Annotated in this window: 11 protein-coding genes, 1 riboswitch and 1 other annotated feature; of the genes, 3 read left to right on the top strand and 8 right to left on the bottom strand. The window is 35.9% G+C overall.

The window, feature by feature from the left end; genetic code table 11:
- Window positions 1-8 precede the first annotated feature (8 nt).
- Entirely contained in the window at window positions 9-1,355 is a 1,347-nt protein-coding gene (locus tag KHA93_RS22630) for a TrkH family potassium uptake protein (protein ID WP_285891566.1), read from the top strand.
- A 287-nt stretch (window positions 1,356-1,642) separates the two neighbouring features.
- Window positions 1,643-2,737, top strand: coding sequence for a 3-phosphoserine/phosphohydroxythreonine transaminase (gene serC / locus KHA93_RS22625; protein WP_213113185.1), 1,095 nt, complete (start codon window positions 1,643-1,645; stop codon window positions 2,735-2,737).
- A 145-nt stretch (window positions 2,738-2,882) separates the two neighbouring features.
- Here serC and KHA93_RS22620 read toward each other — a convergent pair whose 3' ends face one another.
- From KHA93_RS22620 to KHA93_RS22610, 3 genes are all read right to left on the bottom strand, one after another.
- Window positions 2,883-4,367 (bottom strand): amidase, encoded by a 1,485-nt coding sequence (locus KHA93_RS22620; RefSeq protein WP_213113184.1) that lies wholly within the window; start codon window positions 4,365-4,367, stop codon window positions 2,883-2,885.
- A 241-nt stretch (window positions 4,368-4,608) separates the two neighbouring features.
- On the bottom strand, window positions 4,609-5,004 hold the full coding sequence (locus tag KHA93_RS22615; RefSeq protein ID WP_213113183.1) for a VOC family protein: 396 nt from the start codon (window positions 5,002-5,004) through the stop codon (window positions 4,609-4,611).
- Between the two features lie 218 nt (window positions 5,005-5,222).
- Complete coding sequence (locus KHA93_RS22610) at window positions 5,223-6,188, bottom strand: DMT family transporter (protein ID WP_213113182.1); 966 nt, start codon at window positions 6,186-6,188, stop codon at window positions 5,223-5,225.
- Between the two features lie 138 nt (window positions 6,189-6,326).
- Between KHA93_RS22610 and KHA93_RS22605 the strand changes: the two genes are divergently transcribed.
- On the top strand, window positions 6,327-7,196 hold the full coding sequence (locus tag KHA93_RS22605) for a LysR family transcriptional regulator (protein ID WP_213113181.1): 870 nt from the start codon (window positions 6,327-6,329) through the stop codon (window positions 7,194-7,196).
- Window positions 7,197-7,338: 142 nt separating this feature from the next.
- Here KHA93_RS22605 and KHA93_RS22600 read toward each other — a convergent pair whose 3' ends face one another.
- The 5 genes from KHA93_RS22600 to KHA93_RS22580 form a co-directional block, all read right to left on the bottom strand.
- A complete protein-coding gene (locus KHA93_RS22600; protein ID WP_213113180.1) occupies window positions 7,339-8,598 on the bottom strand; it encodes a cation:dicarboxylate symporter family transporter in 1,260 nt (419 codons plus the stop codon).
- A gap of 134 nt (window positions 8,599-8,732) precedes the next feature.
- Window positions 8,733-8,885, bottom strand: a riboswitch (cyclic di-AMP (ydaO/yuaA leader).
- Window positions 8,886-9,290: 405 nt separating this feature from the next.
- Complete coding sequence (locus tag KHA93_RS22595) at window positions 9,291-10,982, bottom strand: 2-isopropylmalate synthase (protein ID WP_213113179.1); 1,692 nt, start codon at window positions 10,980-10,982, stop codon at window positions 9,291-9,293.
- A 76-nt stretch (window positions 10,983-11,058) separates the two neighbouring features.
- Window positions 11,059-11,316, bottom strand: a binding site (T-box leader).
- Between the two features lie 331 nt (window positions 11,317-11,647).
- Entirely contained in the window at window positions 11,648-12,778 is a 1,131-nt protein-coding gene (locus tag KHA93_RS23775) for a response regulator (protein ID WP_213113178.1), read from the bottom strand.
- 217 nt (window positions 12,779-12,995) lie between these two features.
- Window positions 12,996-13,589, bottom strand: coding sequence for a class D sortase (locus KHA93_RS22585; protein WP_213113177.1), 594 nt, complete (start codon window positions 13,587-13,589; stop codon window positions 12,996-12,998).
- 20 nt (window positions 13,590-13,609) lie between these two features.
- Entirely contained in the window at window positions 13,610-22,468 is an 8,859-nt protein-coding gene (locus KHA93_RS22580; protein WP_213113176.1) for a Cna B-type domain-containing protein, read from the bottom strand.
- Window position 22,469: the final 1 nt, after the last annotated feature.

Genomic DNA, 22,469 nt, shown 5'->3' with positions numbered 1-22,469 from the left:
TGTCATACATGTGGGGGAAAGTTCGCAGCTGGTTAGAAAATCTCGCACCTGCCCATGTTATTGCTGGATATTATTTACTCGCAGTATTAATATCCATTCTTTTATTCAGCATCCCTGCGGTCTACAGGCCTGGAGTCAACATCAGTATGATGGATATAATCTTCATGGCTGTCAGTGTCGTTAGTGATACAGGCATGGCAGTATTTAATATTGCGGAGACGTTTAGTGTATTCGGGTATTTTGTCATCATCATCATCTTGCAATTTGCAGGAATAGGGATTATGGCAATAAGTACGTTTTTCTGGCTGATTTTTAGGAGAAAGATTGGTTTGCGAGAACGCAGGTTAATCATGGTTGACAATAATCAATATGCATTATCTGGGCTCGTAAAATTAATTAAAGAAATCCTGCAAATCGTTATCCTTATTGAAATTACAGGGGCACTTATATTTGGGATTCATTTCTTAAAATATTTCCCAACTTGGCAGGAGGCATTTATTCAAGGCTTATTTGCATCCGTCAGTGCAACAACAAATGCTGGTATGGACATTACGGGAGAGTCTCTTGCTCCTTTCGCTGGTGATTATTTTGTTCAAATCGTAACAATAGTTCTGATTATTATGGGAGCAATTGGATTTCCAGTATTAATTGAAGTAAAAGAATTTGCATTGGGAAGAAAGAGGAATTTTTCATTATTTGCAAAGTTAACCACTTCCACCTACGGAATCCTTCTCGTTATCGGGACTCTTCTGATTTATCTATTAGAGTTTCAACAGTTTTTTAAGGATTTGCCATGGCATAAAGGATTTTTCTATGCATTTTTCCAAGCAACAACTACGAGAAGTGCTGGGCTCTCTACATTGGATATTAACGATCTTACATTGCCGACATTGTTGGTTATTAGTCTGTTTATGTTTATTGGCGGGTCTCCAAATTCTGTTGGTGGTGGAATTAGAACGACGACTTTTGCTTTAAATATGTTATTTCTTTATAACTTTGCAAAAGGAAAACGTTCAATCAAAATTTTCAAACGAGAGATTCATCAAGAAGATATGATGAAATCACTGGCTTTTACATCGTTAGCTATGATTATGTGCTTTATATCAATTGTCGCCATAAGTATTTCTGATCCACAACATCAACTAATTGAAATAATAGTTGAAGTTTGCTCTGCATTTGGTACAGTTGGATTATCTTTAGGGATTACGCCAGATCTAAGCATATTTGCGAAATGTATACTTATGTTCTTAATGTTCGTTGGGAGAATCGGATTAACTTCATTCTTTTTCATTATTGGTGGAAAGAAAAAGAAGGAAAATTACCGATATCCGGAGGAAAGAGTGATTATTGGTTAGATGCTTGTACGTTGATTTCCGCTCAATTCATACTTGGCGGCGTAATCGCCTATGAACTTTTCAATTCAAACTCAAGTTTTACAAGTTAGTCGTAAAGCAATCCCAATCGAGACTGAAATCAAGTATTTCTCGCGTTTCTGTCCTGAATCTTGAGTTCTGGCCCAATCGCACAACAATAGTGACAGATTCACCGATTCTTGTGCAATTCACGCTTATACTTCAGTACCAATGGCAAAAACAAATGCTAATGAAAATATATAAATCAAAATAACATTGGAGTGAGTATTTTGAAGCAAACAATTCAACCCGTATACAATTTTAACGCTGGTCCTTCAGCGCTTCCTTCATCTGTACTTGAAAAAGCTCAACAAGAATTACTTAATTTCCGTGGTACAGGCATGTCCGTCATGGAATTGAGTCATCGCAGTTCTACCTATGAGGAAGTACATAACAATGCAATTACTCGGTTAAAAACTCTTTTTTCCATTCCTGAAAATTACGAAGTGCTCTTCTTACAAGGCGGAGCAAGTCTACAATTTTCAATGATTCCAATGAATTTTTTACAAAAAGGGCAAAAAGCTGCTTATGTAAATACAGGAGTATGGGCTGAAAAAGCATTTACAGAGGCTAAGCTACTTGGTGACCCTTACGAAGCAGCAAGCAGTAAAGAGGGGAACCATCGTTTTATCCCTAATATAAATGACCTACAATATAATCAAGGTGATGCGTATATTCACATCACTTCGAACAACACCATTTACGGGACACAATGGAGAGATTTCCCGGATACAGGCGATGTTCCATTAATTGCGGATATGTCCAGTGACATCATGTCAAAACCTATTGATATTAGCAAATTTGCGATGATCTACGCCGGTGCACAAAAAAATCTTGGTCCTTCTGGGGTAACGGTTGTCATTATTCGTAAAGACATGATTGAAAAAGCAAATCCGAATGTCCCGACAATTTTAAAATATAGTACTCATTATAAAAATAATTCGTTGTTTAATACCCCTCCTACTTTCGGCATTTATATGCTTGGAGAAGTACTTGGATGGATTGAGGAAAAAGGCGGATTACAAACTTTAGCAAAACAAAATGAAGAAAAAGCAAAGCTCATTTATGACGCGATTGACGAAAGTAATGGATTTTATGTAGGGCACGCTGAACCAGAAAGCCGTTCTCTAATGAACATTACCTTCAAACTTGCTGATCAAGAATTAGAGAAGAAATTTTTAGAAGAAGCAAAACAGGGAGGGTTTGTTGGGATAAACGGTTATCGTACAGTAGGAGGTTGCCGTGCCTCAACATACAATGCCGTTCCAGTAGAAGCTTGCAAGGCTTTGAGTGAAATTATGATTCAATTTCAGAAAAATAATTAAAACGACAGCAGAAGCTATCCATGAGTAGCTTCTGCTTTTCTTATGTCTCGTTTATACATCTAGAAATGAAAAATTGATCCAACGTTCTCCATCTTTAATAAATGGTACTATACACATCTTTTAAAAAGAATCTCGTATTGCAAGATTAATAGGTTGGATTTTCTTTTACATCAATCCAGGAATCCGTCTTTTCTAGTTGACCCGCTAGTTGTAACAAAAGGTCTTCGCCACCACGTCTTGCCATAACTTGGACGCCACACGGAAGACCGTCTTTTGTTAAATGCATTGGAAGAGTTATTGCTGGTTGGCCTGTTAGATTAGAAAGTTGTGTAAAAGGCGTTCGCTCAAGACTTTTGTATGCTATTTTGTCAACAAAGCCTGATTTTTTCAATATTCCTCCCAATCCTAGACCTCCAATTGTTCGGATTAGCATTTTTTCAAATTGGGTTTGATCAAGTTCACCAATCCTTGATGGTGGATAAGCAGTAGTAGGCGTAATGTAGAGGTCATAGTCGTCGTGAAAGCTTTCCATTTGGATTGCCGCCTTATCCCAGAATGTTAGGCTTGTTAAGAATTCTTCTGCAGACACGGCTTTGCCTAGTAAACTAAGAATCCATGTTGTCGGTTCTACATCCTGAAATCTCACTTTTCGTCCAATCACTTCCTCAAGTGAAGTCAAAGTCGCTGCAACTTCTGCAAAATACAACATCATATAATTACTAGCTAGCCTTTTACCATCTATTGGTGCTTCTTGTTCAATGATATGATGACCTATACTTTCAAGAAGCTTAACTGTTTTATTTACAGCTTCCTTACATTCATCATCAACTGTGGATCCTAATGGAGAATTTGTCGTAAAAGCAATTTTTAATGAACGAGAAATAGGAGTTGCCGATGCTTCTAGATATGATCCATTAAAAGGTGGTGCAATGAAAGCTGATGCTCGATCGTAACGATACTGGTCAAGCATTGCGGCACTATCCCTCACCGTTCTGCTCAAAATATGCTCTCCGGAAGCCCCTTGCCATACCCGCCCTCTATCAGGACCAATCGGTGTGCGACCCCGAGTTGGTTTTAATCCAAATAATCCACAAAAAGCAGCCGGAATCCGAATAGATCCACCGCCATCATTTGCACCTGCAATGGGAACCATCCCCGAAGCGACCGCAGCTGCCGATCCTCCACTTGAGCCACCAGGTGTATAATCAGTGTTCCAAGGATTTCGCGAAGGACCATAAAAGACCGGTTCCGTTATTCCCATTAACGCAAATTCCGGGACGTTCGTTTGACCCATAATGATGACACCCGCATCTATTATTTGACGGACAAACTCACTGTCATGATCTGCAATATAATCAGCTAAAATTTTCGAACCGCTTGAAATTGGTTTTCCTTTTATTTCCTGCGAAATATCTTTCGTAAACACCGGAACACCCGCAAAAATTCCTTTAGACTGAACGAGATCTCCTACCTCTGGATCATCATAAATTTTATGAATAACCGCATTAAGGTTCCCATTTTTTTGCTCAATCTCTCGGATGGCCATCTCTCGTACTTCTTCGGGTTTAACTTCTTTATTCTGAATTAATTCTGCTAATCCTAGCCCATCGTATTGTTTGTAATCATGCATTATTTCGTCACCTCCATTCGTACCAAATCAGAGAAAGAAAGTATAATTTCCAGCTTGTTTCCCATAGAATCTCCTAATCTATATGTATCAATCTCTTTTCCAAAAATGTTAAACCTTCTTCAAAAATTGAAAAAGGCATTTTCTTTTTAAAGGAAAATACCTGATTGTTGAAGTACTAAGCTATTACTTTTCTATTTCCATCCACTTTAGTGATACTGCGAACTTACATAATGAACAAATACTATTTGGCGTTCTCATCCGGTTGATGAATCCCAATAATGTTTCCTTCCGGATCAACATAGTAACCTTGCCATGCCATTCCAGGCAGAGCATGTTTTGCGATTGCGACCTTACCGCCATTATTAAGAATTTTGGTTTCTGTAGAATCGTAATCTTCTACTCCCATTGTACAAGTATAGCCATTCATAGCCTGTCCTGGTACTGGAGGTGCACTTTGACGTTGCATCAACGCCCCGTTAATTCCAGGCTCATTTGCATCGCCAGTTACTGCTCCAAAATAAGGCATTCCAGCATAATCGCTCCAATCTTCAAACGTCCATCCAAATACCTCTCCATAAAACTTCTTTGCACGTTCCATATCATCTACATGAATTTCAAAATGAATTAATCTTCCCATGATTTCCTCCAGATTTTTATTTCCTTACTAGTATTTTATATTCTACCCATATTTATGGTTTCCTTCTATTATTGTAATAAATAAAAAATATCATTCAATATGACAATAATACCTAAAAACGAGGTTCACTATACCCATGGAGCAGAAAAAAAGTGTTTAGTATAAAAAACGTCTTCTTCCTACAACATCAAATTGTAAGAACAAGACGTATGGGTTAGTTAGGATACCCGTTCACGCAAATTTGCTCGAATAGGCTCCTTGTATTCTTTCTTTTGCAACCTTATAAAAATATTATTAGCCAAAAGTGAAATAATGATGAAAACAGTACCAAGCATATCAAACATCGTTACATCATAGCCTTGAAAAATCGAAACTAAGAGTGTAGTAACAGGAACAAAGTTAATAAATAAAAGTGCATTTATTGGTGATAAAATACTAACTCCGATGTTCCAACCGAGCAGTGCAATAAGGCCAGGAAATATAATCATAAACAATAAATGCGGGCTTGTTGCTATGATAACTTCTTCTGTTGGGAAAGATATATATCCAAACAGTGTCGCTCCTGCCACAATCACAACCGCTGTTATCGTTCCAAGTAAACAGCTTAAGGTTGAATACCGCAAAACGGACCAACTGCTAAACTTACTCCCACCCATTGTATAAATAACCCATCCTATAACTGCAAAAAATATGAGGATGGAAGGAATAAAATCTTCCGTCGCACCTAGAAATGCTTTAATATCACCTTTTGTAACGACTAACATCGCACCGATCAATGACATTATTACACATATTAATGTGAATGATTGTGGACGTTTATTAAAAATCATCCATAATATCACAATGGAAATCATCGGCATTAAGGACTCCATAATGGATGCAACGATTACTCCTGATTCTCCCAATAAATCTTCTCCCCAGAAGATAAATAGATTATAAACCGTAAATGCCATTGTCCCAAAAAACCATAACTGCAAACCTTTACCTTCAAATCGAAAAGCTTGTTTTCCTTCTTTCCAGAATAGCATCGCTACCAAAATGATCGTAACAGCACCATAACGAATGATTGTAAAATAAAAAGGATCAATTTGTATAAAAGCTGCATGTGCTACAGGAAACATTGCTCCCCAAGAAACTGCAGCAATAAAACACAAAACAGCTCCCCATAATACATTATTTCTCAAGTTCTTTCTGCCTCCCTGAATTATGACTGATTCATTATCTAATCTTTTTGATATCTTGTAAAATGAATGTTATTGATGATTCACTATCACTTTTTGTGATACCATTTGAATATGGAATAATTACGAGGGTGATTAATAGTGGAATTTAAAGACCTAGAGATTTTTCAGTTGGTTGCAGATAAAGGTACCATTACAGAAGCAGCAAAAGAGTTGAGTTACGTACAATCAAATATTACAGCTAGAATTCGTAAGTTAGAGGCTGAAATGAATACTCCTTTGTTTAATCGACATCGACGAGGTATGAGCTTAACACCAGAGGGAAAAAAACTATTAACCTATAGTAAAAAAATATTATTATTAAAGGAAGAAATGAAAAGAGTAGTTCAACCTAATAAAGAACCGTCTGGAAAGTTAGAAATTGGTACAATAGAAACCGTCATTCATTTACCAAAAATTTTGTCTAGCTATATTAGAAAATATAAAGATGTCGATTTGTCTGTATTTACTGGAGTTACTAAAAACTTAGTGACGGAAGTATTAAATCATAAGTTGGATGGTGCTTTCATTACAGAATCAGATTTTGATCCAGACCTTATGTCTCATGAAGTGTTTCAAGAGGAACTCGTTTTAATTTCTGATACACGTGTTTCCACTCTAGAAGAGTTAAAAGAAGAACCTATTCTATGTTTTAGTGAAGGTTGTGGATACAGAGCACGTCTGGCAGAATGGTATAAAGATCAAAACATTAGCCCCAAAAAAATAATGGAATTCGGTACATTAGAAACCATCTTGCGAAGTGTTGTTATGGGACTTGGCATTGCATTCGTTCCCAAGTCAGAAGTTAAACAGTTGGAAGCTGATGGACTCATTCAATTCCATCAGCTTCCAGAGCAATACAGCAAGATAAAAACTGTTTTTATAAGAAGAGCCGATACTTACTTAACACCAACAATCGAAAAATTTATCGAAACAATTGAAATCAATAAACAGAAGAATAGTTTTTTATGAATAAAGGGATAACAAAACAGACTTTCAACATTAAACGTTGAAAGTCTGTTTTGACAGTTTTACACACTGTCTGTTACTGTCGGTGAATTGGACTTCATATTGGCATAAATAGAAATTTACCAAATGGACTTAGAGAATTTTATTAAGCTTCTTGAATGTTTTCAGCTTCAAAAGGAGGGTTAAATTGATTTTCCCATTTAGCAACAACGATCGCTGCTAATGAATTTCCTACCACGTTAACCGCAGTACGTCCCATATCTAGAATACGGTCAATACCAGCAATAAATGCTAATCCTTCAGCAGGTAAACCTATTGTACTAAATGTAGCTAATAATACTACAAAGGATACACCAGGAACTCCTGCCATACCTTTAGACGTTACCATTAAGACTAACATTAGTGTAATTTGTTGTATAATGCTCAGTTCAATACCATACATTTGGGCAATAAATAAGGATGCTATTGCTTGATATAAAACAGAACCATCCAAATTAAAGGAGTAACCTGTTGGAATAACGAAAGTCGCAATGTGTTTGGGACTTCCAGCTCGCTCCATTTTGTCCATTATTTTCGGAAGTACGGTCTCCGAACTTGATGTTGAAAAAGCTAATATTAACTCTTCTTTAATCATCTTCATTAACTTAAAAATACTGAACCCAACAAACTTAGCCATCAAGCCTAAAATCACTATTACAAAGAAAATCATGGTTCCATAAACTGTAAAGGCTAACTTACCTAATGGAATAAGTGATTCGAAACCATATTTAGAAATCGTTACACCGATTAATGCAAAGACACCGATCGGAGCGTATTTCATAAATAAGTTCGTAACATAAAACATGGCATTCGCCGTACCTTCGAAGAAACGCAATACTGGTTTTCCTTTTTCTCCAATAGCTGCAATTCCAAGTCCAAATACAACTGCAAAGAAAATAATCGCAAGCATATCACCTTCAACCATAGCATGTAGCGGATTCGTAGGAACAATATGGAGTAAGGTGTCGGTAATTGATTTTCCTTCTTGTTCCTCTGAAGTGTGTACATAGCCTGAAATGTCACTTTTCTCTAGCTTGTCCATATTTAATCCAGCACCAGGCTGAAATATATTGGCTGCAATAAGGCCTACAGCAATGGCAACTAATGTCATACCGATAAAATAGGTAAGAGATTTAGCGCCTAACTTTCCAACAGATTTCAAATCACCAACACCAGCTATAGCAACGATAATACTAGAAAGTACAATTGGCACTACAATCATTTTAATTAATCGGATAAAAAGATCACCAAATGGCTGTAGGACACTCTGGGCCGTTTCATTTCCATAGAAGATCCCACCGACGATTATCCCTAATATAAGACCGATAAAAATTTGATTTGCTAAACTTAATGTAAACTTTTTCATTATTTACCCCACCTTCATGATGATTTTTGATAAACGAGTTGCTCAGGTAAGGGAAACAAGTAGATATGAATGAAAACAATTAATTGATTTTAAACAAAAAAACGGCTGGTACCGACTAACTTAATACATTCATTCTGTTTCCTCTAAAACGCTGACGAGGTTAGCTTTCAGGTTAGGACTAAGGGAAACGATAAGCCCCTTCTTTTCAGAATTCACCTACAACGGAAATATCCGCATAAATAATTTGGGTCCCCCGCTCTTAAAATAAGATTAAGCGAAAAATAAACCAAGTTAATTTTATCATTAAAATATTATATCAGTAAATTATTGATTATTTCCAACTCGCTTTGAAATTTGCTTTAAAGATATCCCTACCACTATCAAAATAATTACCAAATAGCTATTTTATCCGTTCCTCATAGAGCATCCTTATATCACTTTTGTCCCCCACATCATTCATTTTGTAATCTCTTCAACTAAATAATATTATTCTACTAAAATATTATCCGTCTCATAATCATTGAAATTTGTTTTTAAGACATAAAAAAAGACAGGTGCTTTATCCTGTCTCATCTATTACTATAAGATTATTTTACCTTTGCTAAAATTCCCGTCTGTGATATCATTGCGGTGGCCGAGGTCGAACCGACACTCCTCAAGGACATCATTTTGAGACTAGCTCTTTTGTTCTTCTATATATCCACCGACACCTTACTAACCGCCAACTTTTTCAACAGATTATTAACCGCACTACAAAGTGCCTTAACAGAAGAATTCATAATATCCGCATCAATTCCGCTTCCCCAATAAACAGAACCGTCAGAAGCTGTGATTCCTACATACGACACAGCATTTGATCTTGAACCGATTTCCTGGGCATGCTCTTTGTAGACTAAATCGGTATATTGGATTCCAAGTCTCTTTTGAAGAGCATTGCTAATTGCATCAAGTCTACCATTTCCTTCACCAGTCAATTCTTCTTTCTCGTCATTAATTTTAACGCTAACGGTTGTTTCAAAATCATCTGATTGAGTATATCGATAACGTATAAAATCGACTGGTGTAGATACATTCACATACTCTTTCGTGAAAATACTATATATTTCATTTGGCAAAAGCTCTTTTTGTAAATGGTCTGATTCGTTTTTCACAACATACCCAAAGCTTTCGCGCATTTTTGGCGGTAAATCAAATCCATACTGCTGCTCAAGCACATATCCGATCCCGCCTTTACCAGACTGACTGTTAATGCGGATGACGTCTCCTTCATATTCCCTTCCAATATCCATAGGATCGATGTGCAAATATGGAACTGTCCATGTGTCACATTCGTTTTCTTCTCGCCATTTCATTCCTTTGGCGATTGCGTCTTGATGTGAACCTGAGAAAGCTGCGAATACAAGCTTTCCTGCATAAGGCTGTCTTTCATTTACCTTCATTTTCGTCATGCGCTCATATACTTCTTTGATTTCAAGAATGTTTTCAAAATTAAGCTTAGGGTTAACTCCATGTGAATACAGATTCAAAGCAAGTGTGACGATGTCCACATTTCCAGTTCTTTCACCATTTCCAAACAACGTTCCTTCAATTCTCTCCCCGCCAGCAAGAAGTCCCAACTCCGCGTCGGCAACACCACTTCCCCTATCATTATGCGGATGCAGTGACAGAATCACATTTTCTCTGTAGTTCATATGGTTACTCATGTATTCAATCTGGCTCGCATACACGTGAGGCATTGACATTTCTACTGTTGCAGGTAAATTAATAATTACCTTATTATCAGGTGTCGGTTGCCAAACATCGAGAACTCTGTTACAAATTTCAAGAGCAAAATTAATTTCCGTGCCTGTGAAGCTCTCAGGTGAATATTGGAACTTGAAGTTTCCTTCTGTTTCAGCCGCATATTTTTGTAGTAATTTTGCTCCAGATACCGCAATTTCTACGATTTCTTCTTTTGATTTCTTGAATACTTGTTCACGTTGAGCGACAGAAGTTGAGTTATAAAGATGAACAACTGCGTTTTTAGCTCCTTGTAGTGATTCAAATGTCTTTTTAATAATATGATCTCTTGATTGTGTTAAAACTTGAATCGTTACATCATCAGGTATTAAATTTTCTTCGATTAACGTACGCAAAAATGTATATTCGGTTTCAGAAGCTGCAGGAAACCCAACTTCAATTTCTTTAAAACCGATTTGAACAAGTAATTGAAAATATTCTAGCTTTTCTTCAAGATTCATCGGAACGACAAGCGCCTGGTTTCCATCTCGAAGATCGACACTACACCAAGTAGGTGCTTCCGTAATATATTCCTTCTGTGCCCATTTCAAGCTTGTTTCTGGGGGCATAAAATAGCCTCTCGCATACTTATCTACGTTTTTCATTTTGACAACCGCCCTTTCACTTATATCTGAATATATGCATGATCAATATAAAAAAAGCCCTTCGTCTCTATTTCTATATAGAGACGAAAGACTTTGTCATCATTCGCGGTACCACTCTAATTCATACCAATAAAGGTATGCACTCAAGTAGATACAGGTTTTTAAGAAACCTACATCCTCCTACTGTAACGGATAGGTCCCGTCCCCACCTACTCTTTCTCATTTCAGCGGGATGCTTCAAGGCGAGTTCAGATTGATCCACGGCTGTTTCACACCAACCAACAGCTCTCTCAACGCTTCATCATATCTTACTATTCCTTTTCAATGCATTTAAATATTTAAAAAATTATACCAAATGACAATGAAGTAATCAATATCTTTTTCATTTTTTTTGAAAAATTGAAATTCAGACATTGATGAAATAGCATTTTCACAAAAACATTGGAACTAATAAGTTCTGTATTATGTTACTATGACAATTACCCCACCAGTGTTTACCTCGTCACGTCATACATCATTTGTTGATACCTCTTTAAAAAATAAGAATCATATTTCCATGTTAATATTAAGTAACTTTATGAAAATAGCCACCTAATCCCATCAGTTCAGTAACAACGCAACTGTATAAAAAAAATGGATGTGTTCTTTATGAGCTCATCCATTGATTATATTTGATGGTTTTTTGTTTTCCATTGATCATACCAAGTCTTAATTTGATCTGTAGGTTTTAGTCCATATTCATCCAGTAACATCTTAGTATATTCGGTATATTGCTGTTCAACTGAGGGACGATCCCCTAAAGCATCATATAACTTCATTAGCATAAAATAACTATCATCAAAGTAAGGATGAAGAGCTTGGACACGATGATAAAGAGTGATGGCTTCTGGATAATCACCTCTAAAAACTAAATAATCGGTAACCTTCTTTACATATTGAAGCCAAAGTCCCCTTAATCTTTCTCGCTCGCCTTCAGCCCATAAATAATCATCAGATGCTAAATAATCTCCAATATAAAAGTTTAAAAGCTTTTGATATTTTGGAAGAGTATCACTTGTTACGATAGGTAACTCGTTCATTCCTTTTTCCCATACATCCACATCCAACAATACATCGTTAAAATCTAGTTTATAGCTATTTTCTGAACTAGTAATACTAATATTGACATTGATAGATTGTAATGTTTTACGAATTTGGTAAATAGTCGCATATAGTTGCGGAAAGCCTTTTTTCCAATCCGTTTCTGGCCAAAATAAATCTAGAATTACATCTTTGCGGACAGGTTGATTACGATGTTGAATGAGAAACGCAAACAGTTCTCGTGCTTTAAATGTACGCCAATGAACATCAATGGTATATGACTCATCATCAGATGAACAAAAGCTTAGTGTTTGAAAACAGCAAACCATCATTGAATGGGATGGTTCTAATTTTGTCTTGTCAATGCCGGGAAGACGACGGATTGTATCAAACAGTCGGTCACGTTTAACGGGTTTAACAATATAATCCAACGCATTAAGTTCAAACGCTTTTACAGCATATGTGTCATAAGCCGTAATGAAAACAATTTTTATTTCAGGCATATCGTTTTGGATTTGTTCTGCTAATTCCATTCCATTGATCTCTGGCATTTCAATATCAAGAAAAACAAGATCTGGTTTATCACGCATTATTGCATCTAATGCAATTCGCGGATTGCTATACTTCCCCATAATGGTAAGATTATCGATTTCACCTAGTAGTTTCTCTAAGTAAGCAAGGGCCAATGGTTCATCGTCTATAAGAATCACTTTCACCGAAACATTCCCACCTTTACTACTCCTGCTTTATCCAATCTACCTTTATTATAAGTGATGCGATTATATATATAAATATCGTGTATCTCCAAAATGTGGAAATTATTTGAATTATAAACTGAATAGAATAAAGAATCTACAATATATTTTTATACTCTACTAAACAAAGAAAACATCAAGTCGCAACATAATACTTCTGACCAGATGTTTAATAAGATTAATCGATTTTATCGATTAGCTCACCCACTACAGCAATCCGATCTATTCCGGATCTAGTGCATGTAATCATCGTGATTTCTTTTTTACCTTGATGATTATCTAGTATTTCAACATAAGATGGATCAATAACTTCTGTGCTTGTAACTTGGTAAACAAATGTTTGCTTATCTGTATGTAAAAATACTTTATCCCCGATTGATACTTGTGGCAATCGACTGAAATGGCGCTCACCACGATAACCTCTATGACCTGCAACGGTAAAATTCCCCATTCCCGGAGACTGGTCTTTTTTTAATTGTGTTAATGCCACTCGTAAGTTTTCTTCTGTTGTCTCTCCTAAAATTTTCTGTTTTAGATTAATGGACGGAATTTCTAATTCCATTACATCCTTTAGTTGATCTTCCGTAAAAGAAAGATGATCAATACTTGAAAGATTAGCAGACTCACCACTACCTTCAGAAATAAGAGAGAGGGCTTCTTCCAAAGCCCTCAACTCTTTCCCTTGCTGCCATTCATAATAAAGTGGAATGGAGATAAATGTTAGTCCTGCTGTCAAAAATACAAGGCCTACTATTAATTTTGCATTTTTCATTAGGACTTCACCTTCCATCATTATTCTGCTTTTCTATTTCTGCGTAAAAGAAGTACTCCACCAATTGATAAGAAGAGGAAACCTATTATCATCATATAAAACAAGTTTTGTTCCCCTGTTTGCGGGAGCTTGTTGATACCAGAAGATGGTTTTTCTGGACGAACTTCTTTTCCAGGGTCTACTGGTTGTTCTGGTTTACTAGGTTTTTCTGGTTTGCCAGGTTTTTCTGGTTGTTCTGGATCTAGTGGAGTAGCTTTGTTAGCGAACTCTAAAACTAACATTTCTTCCTGACCCTTTTCAATCGTAAATGTGATTGGAGTTGGATCTAGGTCGTAACCAGTTGGTGCTTTCTTTTCGACAAACTGGTAATTGCCAGGTTTTAAATTTTCCACAACTAGTTTACCAGTCTTATCGGTTGATAATCCTTTGAGGAGCACATAACCATCTTTATTTTGAAGTTCAAACTCTGCACCTTCTAGAGTAATCTTTTTATTGTTACTGTCGACTTTGATTAATTCGACAGATCCTGGTGTTAGTTCATTCATTGCTGTCAATTGAACAGGTTTTGTCGGGCCTATTTCGATCGTGAACTTGATCGGTGTTGAATCAAGTTCATGGGCGAATGGAGCTTTTGTTTCGACAAATTGGTAATGACCTGGTTTTAGATCAGAAACGACAAGCTTTCCTGCTTTATTTGTCGTCAGTCCTTCTTGTAAAACATTTCCGGCAAGATCTTGAAGGTCAAAAATTGCCCCCTCTAAGACTTCTTCGTTTTCACCATGTTTTGTCAACTCTACCTCACCTAGAATCAACTTGTTCGTAATATCAAAGCCAGAAACAATAGACTCATACCCCTCGACAACATGCTCTTTCACAGAGTAAGTATAAGCTTTTCCTTCCGCATCATACTTTTCTAAATTCGTAAATGTATATTTCCAGTCAGTGTCAGCTGTTGCTTCCACGGTATCAACTACTTTACCGTTTTGAAGAAGGTCAACTTTGATCATTTTTGGACGCTCTTTGAAATTATCATCTTCCCATGTCTTTGTACCTTCTATGGACGTTTCACCAACACGTAAGTTTGTAATGTCGTAACCATCTACTGTTGTTTCATAACCTTCAATCGCTTCCTCTTCAACAGTGTACTCATAAGCAACTCCATTTTTATCATAAGCTTCTAAATCAGAAAACTCATAAGTCCAATCGTCAGTTGCAGTTACTTTCACTGTATCGATCACTTCACCATTTTGTAGTAAGTTTACTGTAATGGAGTCTGGGCGATCTTTAGAGTTATCATCTTTCCAACCTTTTGTGATGACAACAGATGTTTTATCAGATCTTGTGTTTGTAATGTCAAAGCCATCAACATCTGATTTATAACCTGGAACACCTTGCTCTTTAACAGCGTATTCGTATACCTTACCTTCTTCGTCATACTTGTCCAAATCTTTGAAGCTGTATTTCCAGTCAGTATCGGCGGTCACTTCTTGTGTAGCAACTACAACACGATTTTGAAGGAGATTCACTTTGATCATTTCTGGACGTTCTTTTGAATTATTGTCTTTCCATGTCTTTTTACCTTCTACCGATGTTTTACCAACTCGGACGTTTGTGATGTCGTAGCCTTCTACTGTTGATCGATAGCCTTCTATAGGTTGCTCTAGAACAGTGTATTCGTATGCTTTTCCTTCTTCATCAAACTTGTCTAGATTTGTAAAACTGTACTTCCAGTCATCATCAGCTGTTACTTCTTTGGTATTAATCACTTCACCGTTTTTCAGAAGGTCAACTTTGATCATTTCTGGACGTTCTTTTGAATTATCGTCTTTCCATGCCTTTGCACCTTCTACGGTCGTTTTACCAACACGTAAGTTTGTGATGTCGTAACCGTCTATCGTTGTTTCATAACCACCAATAGCTTCCTCTTCAACAGTGTACTCATAAGCAACTCCATTTTCATCAAAAGCTTCTAAATCTGAGAACTCATAAGTCCAATCATCTGCTGCTGTGATTTCTACTGTTTCAATTTCTTTATCATTTTGAAGTAATGTTACTGTAATCGATTCTGGACGATCCTTGGCATTATCATCTTTCCAGGCTTTAGTAACTTCTACAATTGTTTTTTCTGATCTTGTGTTCGTGATGTCAAAGCCATTTACTTCTGATTTATATCCGGGAACTCCTTGCTCTTTTACAGAATATTTGTATGCTTTACCTTCTTTATCGTACTTTTCTAAGTTTGTGAAGCTGTATTTCCAGTCGGAATCTTTAGTGACTTCTTGTGTATCCACTACAACATCATTTTGGAGAAGATTCACTTTTATCATTTCAGGACGATCATTTTCATTATCATCCTTCCACGATTTCATTCCTTCTACTTTTGTTTTGTCTGTACGAACGTTGGTAATAATGAAACCGTCTTTAGCATTACCTGTGATGCCTTCTAGAGTATAGTTTGAATCAAGGTCTTTTTCTTTAACTGTGTACACATAAGCTTTTCCATCAGAATCATATACTTCAAGGTCTTTAAATGTGCACTCCCAGCCGTCACTTCGTTTGATTACAGCATCTTTATCGGATTGATGAATTCCATTTCGATAAAGCTCTACCTTCACATCAGTAGGACGATCTAATTCATTTTCATCTTTCCATACTTTTGTCACATTAATTTCTGTTTTACCTGTACGAACGTTCGTGATTGTGAAGCCGTCTTTAGCATTACCTGTGATGCCTTCTAACTTATACTTTCCATCAAGGTCTACTTCTTTTACGGTATACTCATATGCTTTTCCATCGGCATCAAATGCTTCAAGGTTATTAAAAGTATACTCCCAACCTTCACTGGCTTTAATAGTCGCATCCTTATCCGGTTGATGAGTTCCATTTTGATACAGTTCTACTTTTATTTCAGATGGACGATCTGATTCCTTCTCATCTTTCCATACTTTTGTTACTTTAATATTCGTTTTACCTGTACGGACGTTGGTAATTTCGAAGCCTTTTTCGGCATCTCCTGTAATTCCGTCGAGTTTATAGTTTCCATCAAGATCTTTTTCCTTGACGGTGTAATCATATGCTTTTCCGTCGGTATCAAATACTTCAAGGTTTTCAAATGCGTATTTCCAATTACCACTAGCTTTTACAGTTGCTTCTTTAAGCTTTTGATTGTTTTGATAAAGCTCTACAATTACTTCAGATGGACGATCTAATTCATTTTCGTCTTTCCAAGTTTTTGTGACATTGATGTCTGCTTTCCCTGTACGTACGTTAATGACTTTATAACCGTTATTTGTAGACTCAATGTTTTTTAGTTCATACCCAGTAACTGTTTCTTCTTTTACAGTGTAATGATATTTATTACCGTTTGAGTCATAGACAGGTAACTTAGCAAATGTGTATTTCCAATTATCACTAGCTTTTACAGTAGCTTCTTTATACTTTTGATTGTTTTGATAAAGTTCTACCTTTACTTGTGACGGACGATTTTTTGTTGCATCATTATCGTCTTCCCATGCCTTTTCGACTTCTACTGACGTTAATAGAGTGTTTGTAATAACGAAGCCTTCTACAGCATTGCCGGTGATTCCTTCTCTCTGGTAATTATCTACGGGTTGTTCTACAACTGTATACGTATATTTTTTTCCGTTGGAATCCACTGCGTCTAATCCTGTAAATGTTTGTGTCCAATTTCCGTTATTATCTGGTGAAATAGTTGCATCTTTCAATTTAGTACCATTTTGAAGAAGATCAACTGTAATAGACTCTGGCCGTGATCCAGCTGAATCATTATCGTCATTCCACTTTTTAGTGACGCCAATATCTACAAGTTTATAGTTTTCAACTGTAATGGTTTGTTCGTGTTTTTGGTTACCTAAGTCAATATCAAACACTATTTCTTTCCAGTGTAATTGATAGCCATCTTTTGCTTTTTTCTCAATAAACTTATATTTTCCTGGACGCAGGTTATTTACAAAAATCTTACCATTAGCATCAGTCGTATGAGGTGTCGTCCCATAAGTTCCACCATTTACTAATGAAATATTTTGTAATTCAAACTCTACGCCTTCTAAAGTTCCACCCGTCTCAGCATCTTTTTTAAGAAGTTCAACAGACCCTTTTATAATGTTGTTCTTAAATGCGTCACTGTCTCTATATTCAATTACGTTTGTAGATAGTTCGTTTCCTGTGATTTCAAATGTACGTATATTATTTGAGTCAATTGTGTAACCAAATGGTGGTTCAACCTCGACAAGCTTATAGCTACCAGCCGGAAGACCAGTGATATTTATTTGACCGTTATTATCTGTTGTTAAATTAGTATAACCGGCAATATCAATATCATCTTGATCGGTTATTTTAAACTTTGCATCCGCAAGTTTATAAGCTGTTTCACTATCTTCTTTTACTAAAATAACATGTACAAATGGATCGTTTTGGATATCTTTTTTAACAGTTTGATTATTATGCACATGATTTAACGTTACTTCTACTATGATTGGAGTCGTGTTTAGGATATAACCTTCTGGAGCCTTGGATTCTTTAATAGAATATGTTCCTGGTTTCAAATCCTCAAATGTAACTTTTCCAGAACTATCCGCTGTTTTTATTACTGTTGTACCATTCGGGTAAGGGCCAGCTTGGTAAGTTAATTCAAATTCTGCACCTGGTAATAAATTACCGCTTATTGCATCTTTTTTAGTCAATTCAATTTTTGTCGTCTTTACTTCGTTAGTTATTGTTCTTATATCAATTGGAGTTACCTGACTGTGTACAATCTCAAACTCAATTCCGTCTTTTGCTTCTTGATCTGAAATATTGTACCCATAAGGTGCTTGTATTTCTTTTAAGAGATACTTACCTGGTCGTAAATCACCTGTCCTTACAGTTCCATCTTCTCCAGTTTCGACCGTTTTTACAGATTTTTTATTTTCAGTTAGGATCTCAAAAACTGCACCCTTTAGCCCTTTACTTGTATTATCAGCATCTACTTTTTTAATTTTCGCACTGCCTGGAATTAACTCGTTTTTAACTATTACTTTATCTACTTCGGTTTGCTTTTCTTCGATGGTAAATCTATATTCATTATCATTTTGTTGGTAGTGCTGTTTTGGTGTTTTTTCTTTGAAATAGTAATTACCTGGTTCAAAATCTTCAAGATAAATAATTCCTTCATTATCAGTTGTATGTTCACTAACTAAATTATTATCTTTATATAGTTCAAAGACAACACCGTCTAAAAGCCTTCCATCAGTACCGTCAACTTTTGTTAGTTCAACATGACGTTTTATCTTTTTATTTTTAATCTCTAGTTCTGTAACTGGAGCATTTACTTTAACAGTTTGTTTATCTTCAATTCCGACAACATAACCATCTGGAGCTGTTGTTTCTTTTAAAATATATCTTGCATATAAAAGATTCTTAAACTCGCTAACTCCATCTTCACCAGTTGTTGCTGTTTTTAGTAATGTCTTGCCCGTTTCATCGTAAAGTTCAAAAACAGCACCTTTTAATGTCATTGAATCATCGTCATTATCGACTTTAGTGACTTTTAAGTTCCCAACTTCTCCGTCAATTCCCCCACTAATATTGGACAAATTAATTTTATTTGAATATTTGTCGCCCGTTTCGATGCCAGTAGTTTCACTAGCAAAGAATTGTGCATCATTAGAAATATTTCCATCGCCCTTATATAAAATATACGTATCATATTCAAGAACGTATGCACGATCAATTTTGGCAGCGGTGAATTTAATCGTAAATGTTTCCCTGCCATCTTCGCTTTCTTTCATTTCCAGTGTGTAATCTTGACCTTCTACAAGAAGTTTATTAAGGTCTTTCATAATACTGTTTTCTGTTACTGTAGTACCATATACTTTAATCGTATCTCTTAATAAAGCTTGGTTTATACTTGGTGTATCCTCTATTTTGAGGTTCGAAACGGTCGACTGTGTAAAGTTGATGTTTACATTCCAATTTACGATCCGCGGATTCGTCACGTTTTGTTTTGCATCTTTCTTCGTATACTCTCCGCCATAGTGTGGTTGTACAGTAGCTTTTAGTTCATTTTCATCCTTATTATTACTTTTCACAGTCGCTATATTATTATAGTTTTTATCTACTAACAAGCCCTTAAGGTCTGTCGTAAATTCGATGACATATGGTTCTTTAATATTGCCAAGATGTACTGAAAAACCCGGTTCATTATTCTGACCAGTTTTTGACCGGATATCAGCACCAGTCAATTCGGCGCCTTTCTCAAAACCATTAGCTCCACCTGTTAACGTCATGTGATACACTTTTACATTATTAATCTTGAAGTTTTGTTCTCCTAAAATGAAGTCTTCAACGATGACATTATTAAGAGTTGCTCTATTATAGTTGACACCTATTGTCCATGTAATTTCTTTCGTTACAGGGTTGTAGGAAGCACCTTTAAATCCATTATGTTTCGTGTAGTTATCTGGATCAAAGTCTGCTGTACCCTCTTTACTAATTTTCTTTGTTTCATTTTCAGGAATCCACTCTAGTAGCGCATTATTTGTAAATTTCCCATTTTGTGGATTTACTTTATCGTAATCAATTTCCGTTTCATAAGTGATATATACTCTTTTCGTGATATCTTGTATAAAGTCAATTTCTATTCTTCTAGTATTTTCATCATAGTTATAAGTGTAATCTGTATCTTTTACTAAGGTCTTGCCATCATGTGTTACTTTTACGTTCTTTGGTGTAAACCCTTGCGGTAAAGTATCGAAAAATGCTACCTCTTTCATTAACTGTTCATCTCTATTGATTAAGATTGTCCAGCTCGTTTCTTTTTTGTCATAGTCTGGATTCCCATCATGTGATTTAATGAAAATACCTTGGCTTACAAACCTTCCGCCTTTAATTACATTTTCGAATTCATCCGAAATCGTATTTTCTATATTTCCGTCTTTATCAACACGGTTTGAAGCCGTTGTTTTATAGACAATCTTATAAGCTTTATTGATCCCTTCATTAAATAGGAAAACAAAGCCATCTTCAGTGTGAGTGACTGTATAAGCATCAGAACTTACATCAGTTGTCCCTGCTTCATCGCCTGTATTTGAATTAATTTCCACTTCAACTACTTTAAAACTACCTTCAACAAATTGTTGGTTTTTACCAAAAACATCTGTTAGTTTCGCTTTATTTTGTGGAATTACTTTTTCATCATAATTGTATTTAACTTCCCACGTTATTGTTTGTGAGACATTATCATATTCTGTTGAATCTTTTTCTAGTTGCTGCCCACGTTTCACAACAACAGATGCATCAGCACTAATAGGTTCTATCTCGTCACCATCAAGTGTTGCTTTGTTCGTATATGAAGTTCCTAAATTATCCGTAACTTTCGACTTATATACGATACGATATGCTGAATCAATATTTCCTAATGTTAAAGGAAATGTTTCTCCAAACCCATGGCCTTCCATTATTTCAGTTTTTGATTCATCAATCGTTCCATCAGCATTCATTGCTAGTTTATATACTTCAATTGAATCAGCAACAAGCTCTTGATTTGGTCCAAGAAAGTCTTCCAATATCGCATTATTAATCTTTTGTAGGTCTTTGTTAAAATCAACCGTCCACTGGATTGTTTCTGTATTGTACCCTTTGTTTGGTACTCCTTGTTTGTCGATCGATGTTGAGTTCGGAATAAATCTAATTGGATACGTCACATTGCCTTTACCCTCAATAGGGAAAGTAATTTCTGTTTCTGCAGACCCTTTATAATGTGCAGCAAACTCAGATTCCAAGTTGATATATCCTGACACATCGGAGTTTTCTTCAATTTTTTCATTAAATGTAATCACAATTTTATTATCACTTGTCACGATAAAGGTAGCAAACTCGATATTTCCTTTTTTTAATGGTTGTGGTTCTGGATTTGCTAATACGTTAAATACGTCTGGTATTTCAATCGTAAATGTTGAACCTTTACCATAGGGATGTCCATTTGGAAGTGCAAACTGGTAATCTAGTTTTACTTTAAATTCATTGTACGGACTACCAACGACGATTTCAGTCCCAGGTAATATCTCATTAAAATCTTCTTCCCCTTCTTTGATAGACAACATTACATCTGTAATAATATTTTCATTAATTTCGCCCACTGTGCGATTTAATGATTGAACTTTGGTAACTTTTTCTTTACTTTCTGTACCATTTATATTAATTGCAGTTTGATTATCTACCGGCTCAACTTCCGTATCAATTTCTTCCTCTTTAGCTTCTGCTCCATTCTCTAGAGATCCATTCTCATCATTTTGATCTACTTCTGGAGTCGTCTCCTCATCCTCCACATTACCAGATTGGGAATCAGAACTTCCTTCAAAATTAATATCAATAAGCTTTTCTAGCCCACCTAAACCGAACAAAATGGATATTTCTTCACTATCACCGATTACCTTTTCATTAAAAGCTGCATCAATTGAAAACTTTCCACTTACCTGAGCATAGCCTTCTGCCTCTTCCAGAAACTCTAAAGTTATTTTCCCATTATCATCGATCTGGAAAGTCCCAATTTCATCTTCGTCAGCAAACAGTAGACCACTTTGTACTTTATGTACCATTATTTGCGAAGGTAAATCGTATAAAAATGTTTTCTCACCGGTTAAGTCATCACTACTTATTGACCATTCAAAATTAACATTCACTGCTGTATCAATACTCGGAAGAAATTCTGGATTTTGATTAGCATCAATGACATTGCCTTTTTCGTCTGTTAAAGTTACATTTGTAAATATACTTTTCTTCACAGTCTCAGCTGTTACTACAAGTGGTGCAGCTCCACTGAGAATTGTGTTAGAAATCAAAACAATAATAAAGACAATCATGCTTATTTTCTTTCTCATT

Origin of the sequence: Lederbergia citrisecunda, assembly GCF_018343695.1 — a bacterium.
GTDB lineage: Bacteria > Bacillota > Bacilli > Bacillales > Bacillaceae_C > Lederbergia > Lederbergia citrisecunda.
Note: the sequence above shows the minus strand (reverse complement) of the source record. Positions and strands in the feature narration are given on the sequence as shown.

Coding starts and splice junctions, on each gene's coding strand:
- KHA93_RS22580 (WP_213113176.1), bottom strand. CDS start 22,468: ATGAGAAAGAAAATAAGCATGATTGTCTTTATTATTGTTTTGATTTCT.
- KHA93_RS22585 (WP_213113177.1), bottom strand. CDS start 13,589: ATGAAAAATGCAAAATTAATAGTAGGCCTTGTATTTTTGACAGCAGGA.
- KHA93_RS22615 (WP_213113183.1), bottom strand. CDS start 5,004: ATGGGAAGATTAATTCATTTTGAAATTCATGTAGATGATATGGAACGT.
- KHA93_RS22595 (WP_213113179.1), bottom strand. CDS start 10,982: ATGAAAAACGTAGATAAGTATGCGAGAGGCTATTTTATGCCCCCAGAA.
- KHA93_RS22600 (WP_213113180.1), bottom strand. CDS start 8,598: ATGAAAAAGTTTACATTAAGTTTAGCAAATCAAATTTTTATCGGTCTT.
- KHA93_RS22620 (WP_213113184.1), bottom strand. CDS start 4,367: ATGCATGATTACAAACAATACGATGGGCTAGGATTAGCAGAATTAATT.
- KHA93_RS22630 (WP_285891566.1), top strand. CDS start 9: ATGTGGGGGAAAGTTCGCAGCTGGTTAGAAAATCTCGCACCTGCCCAT.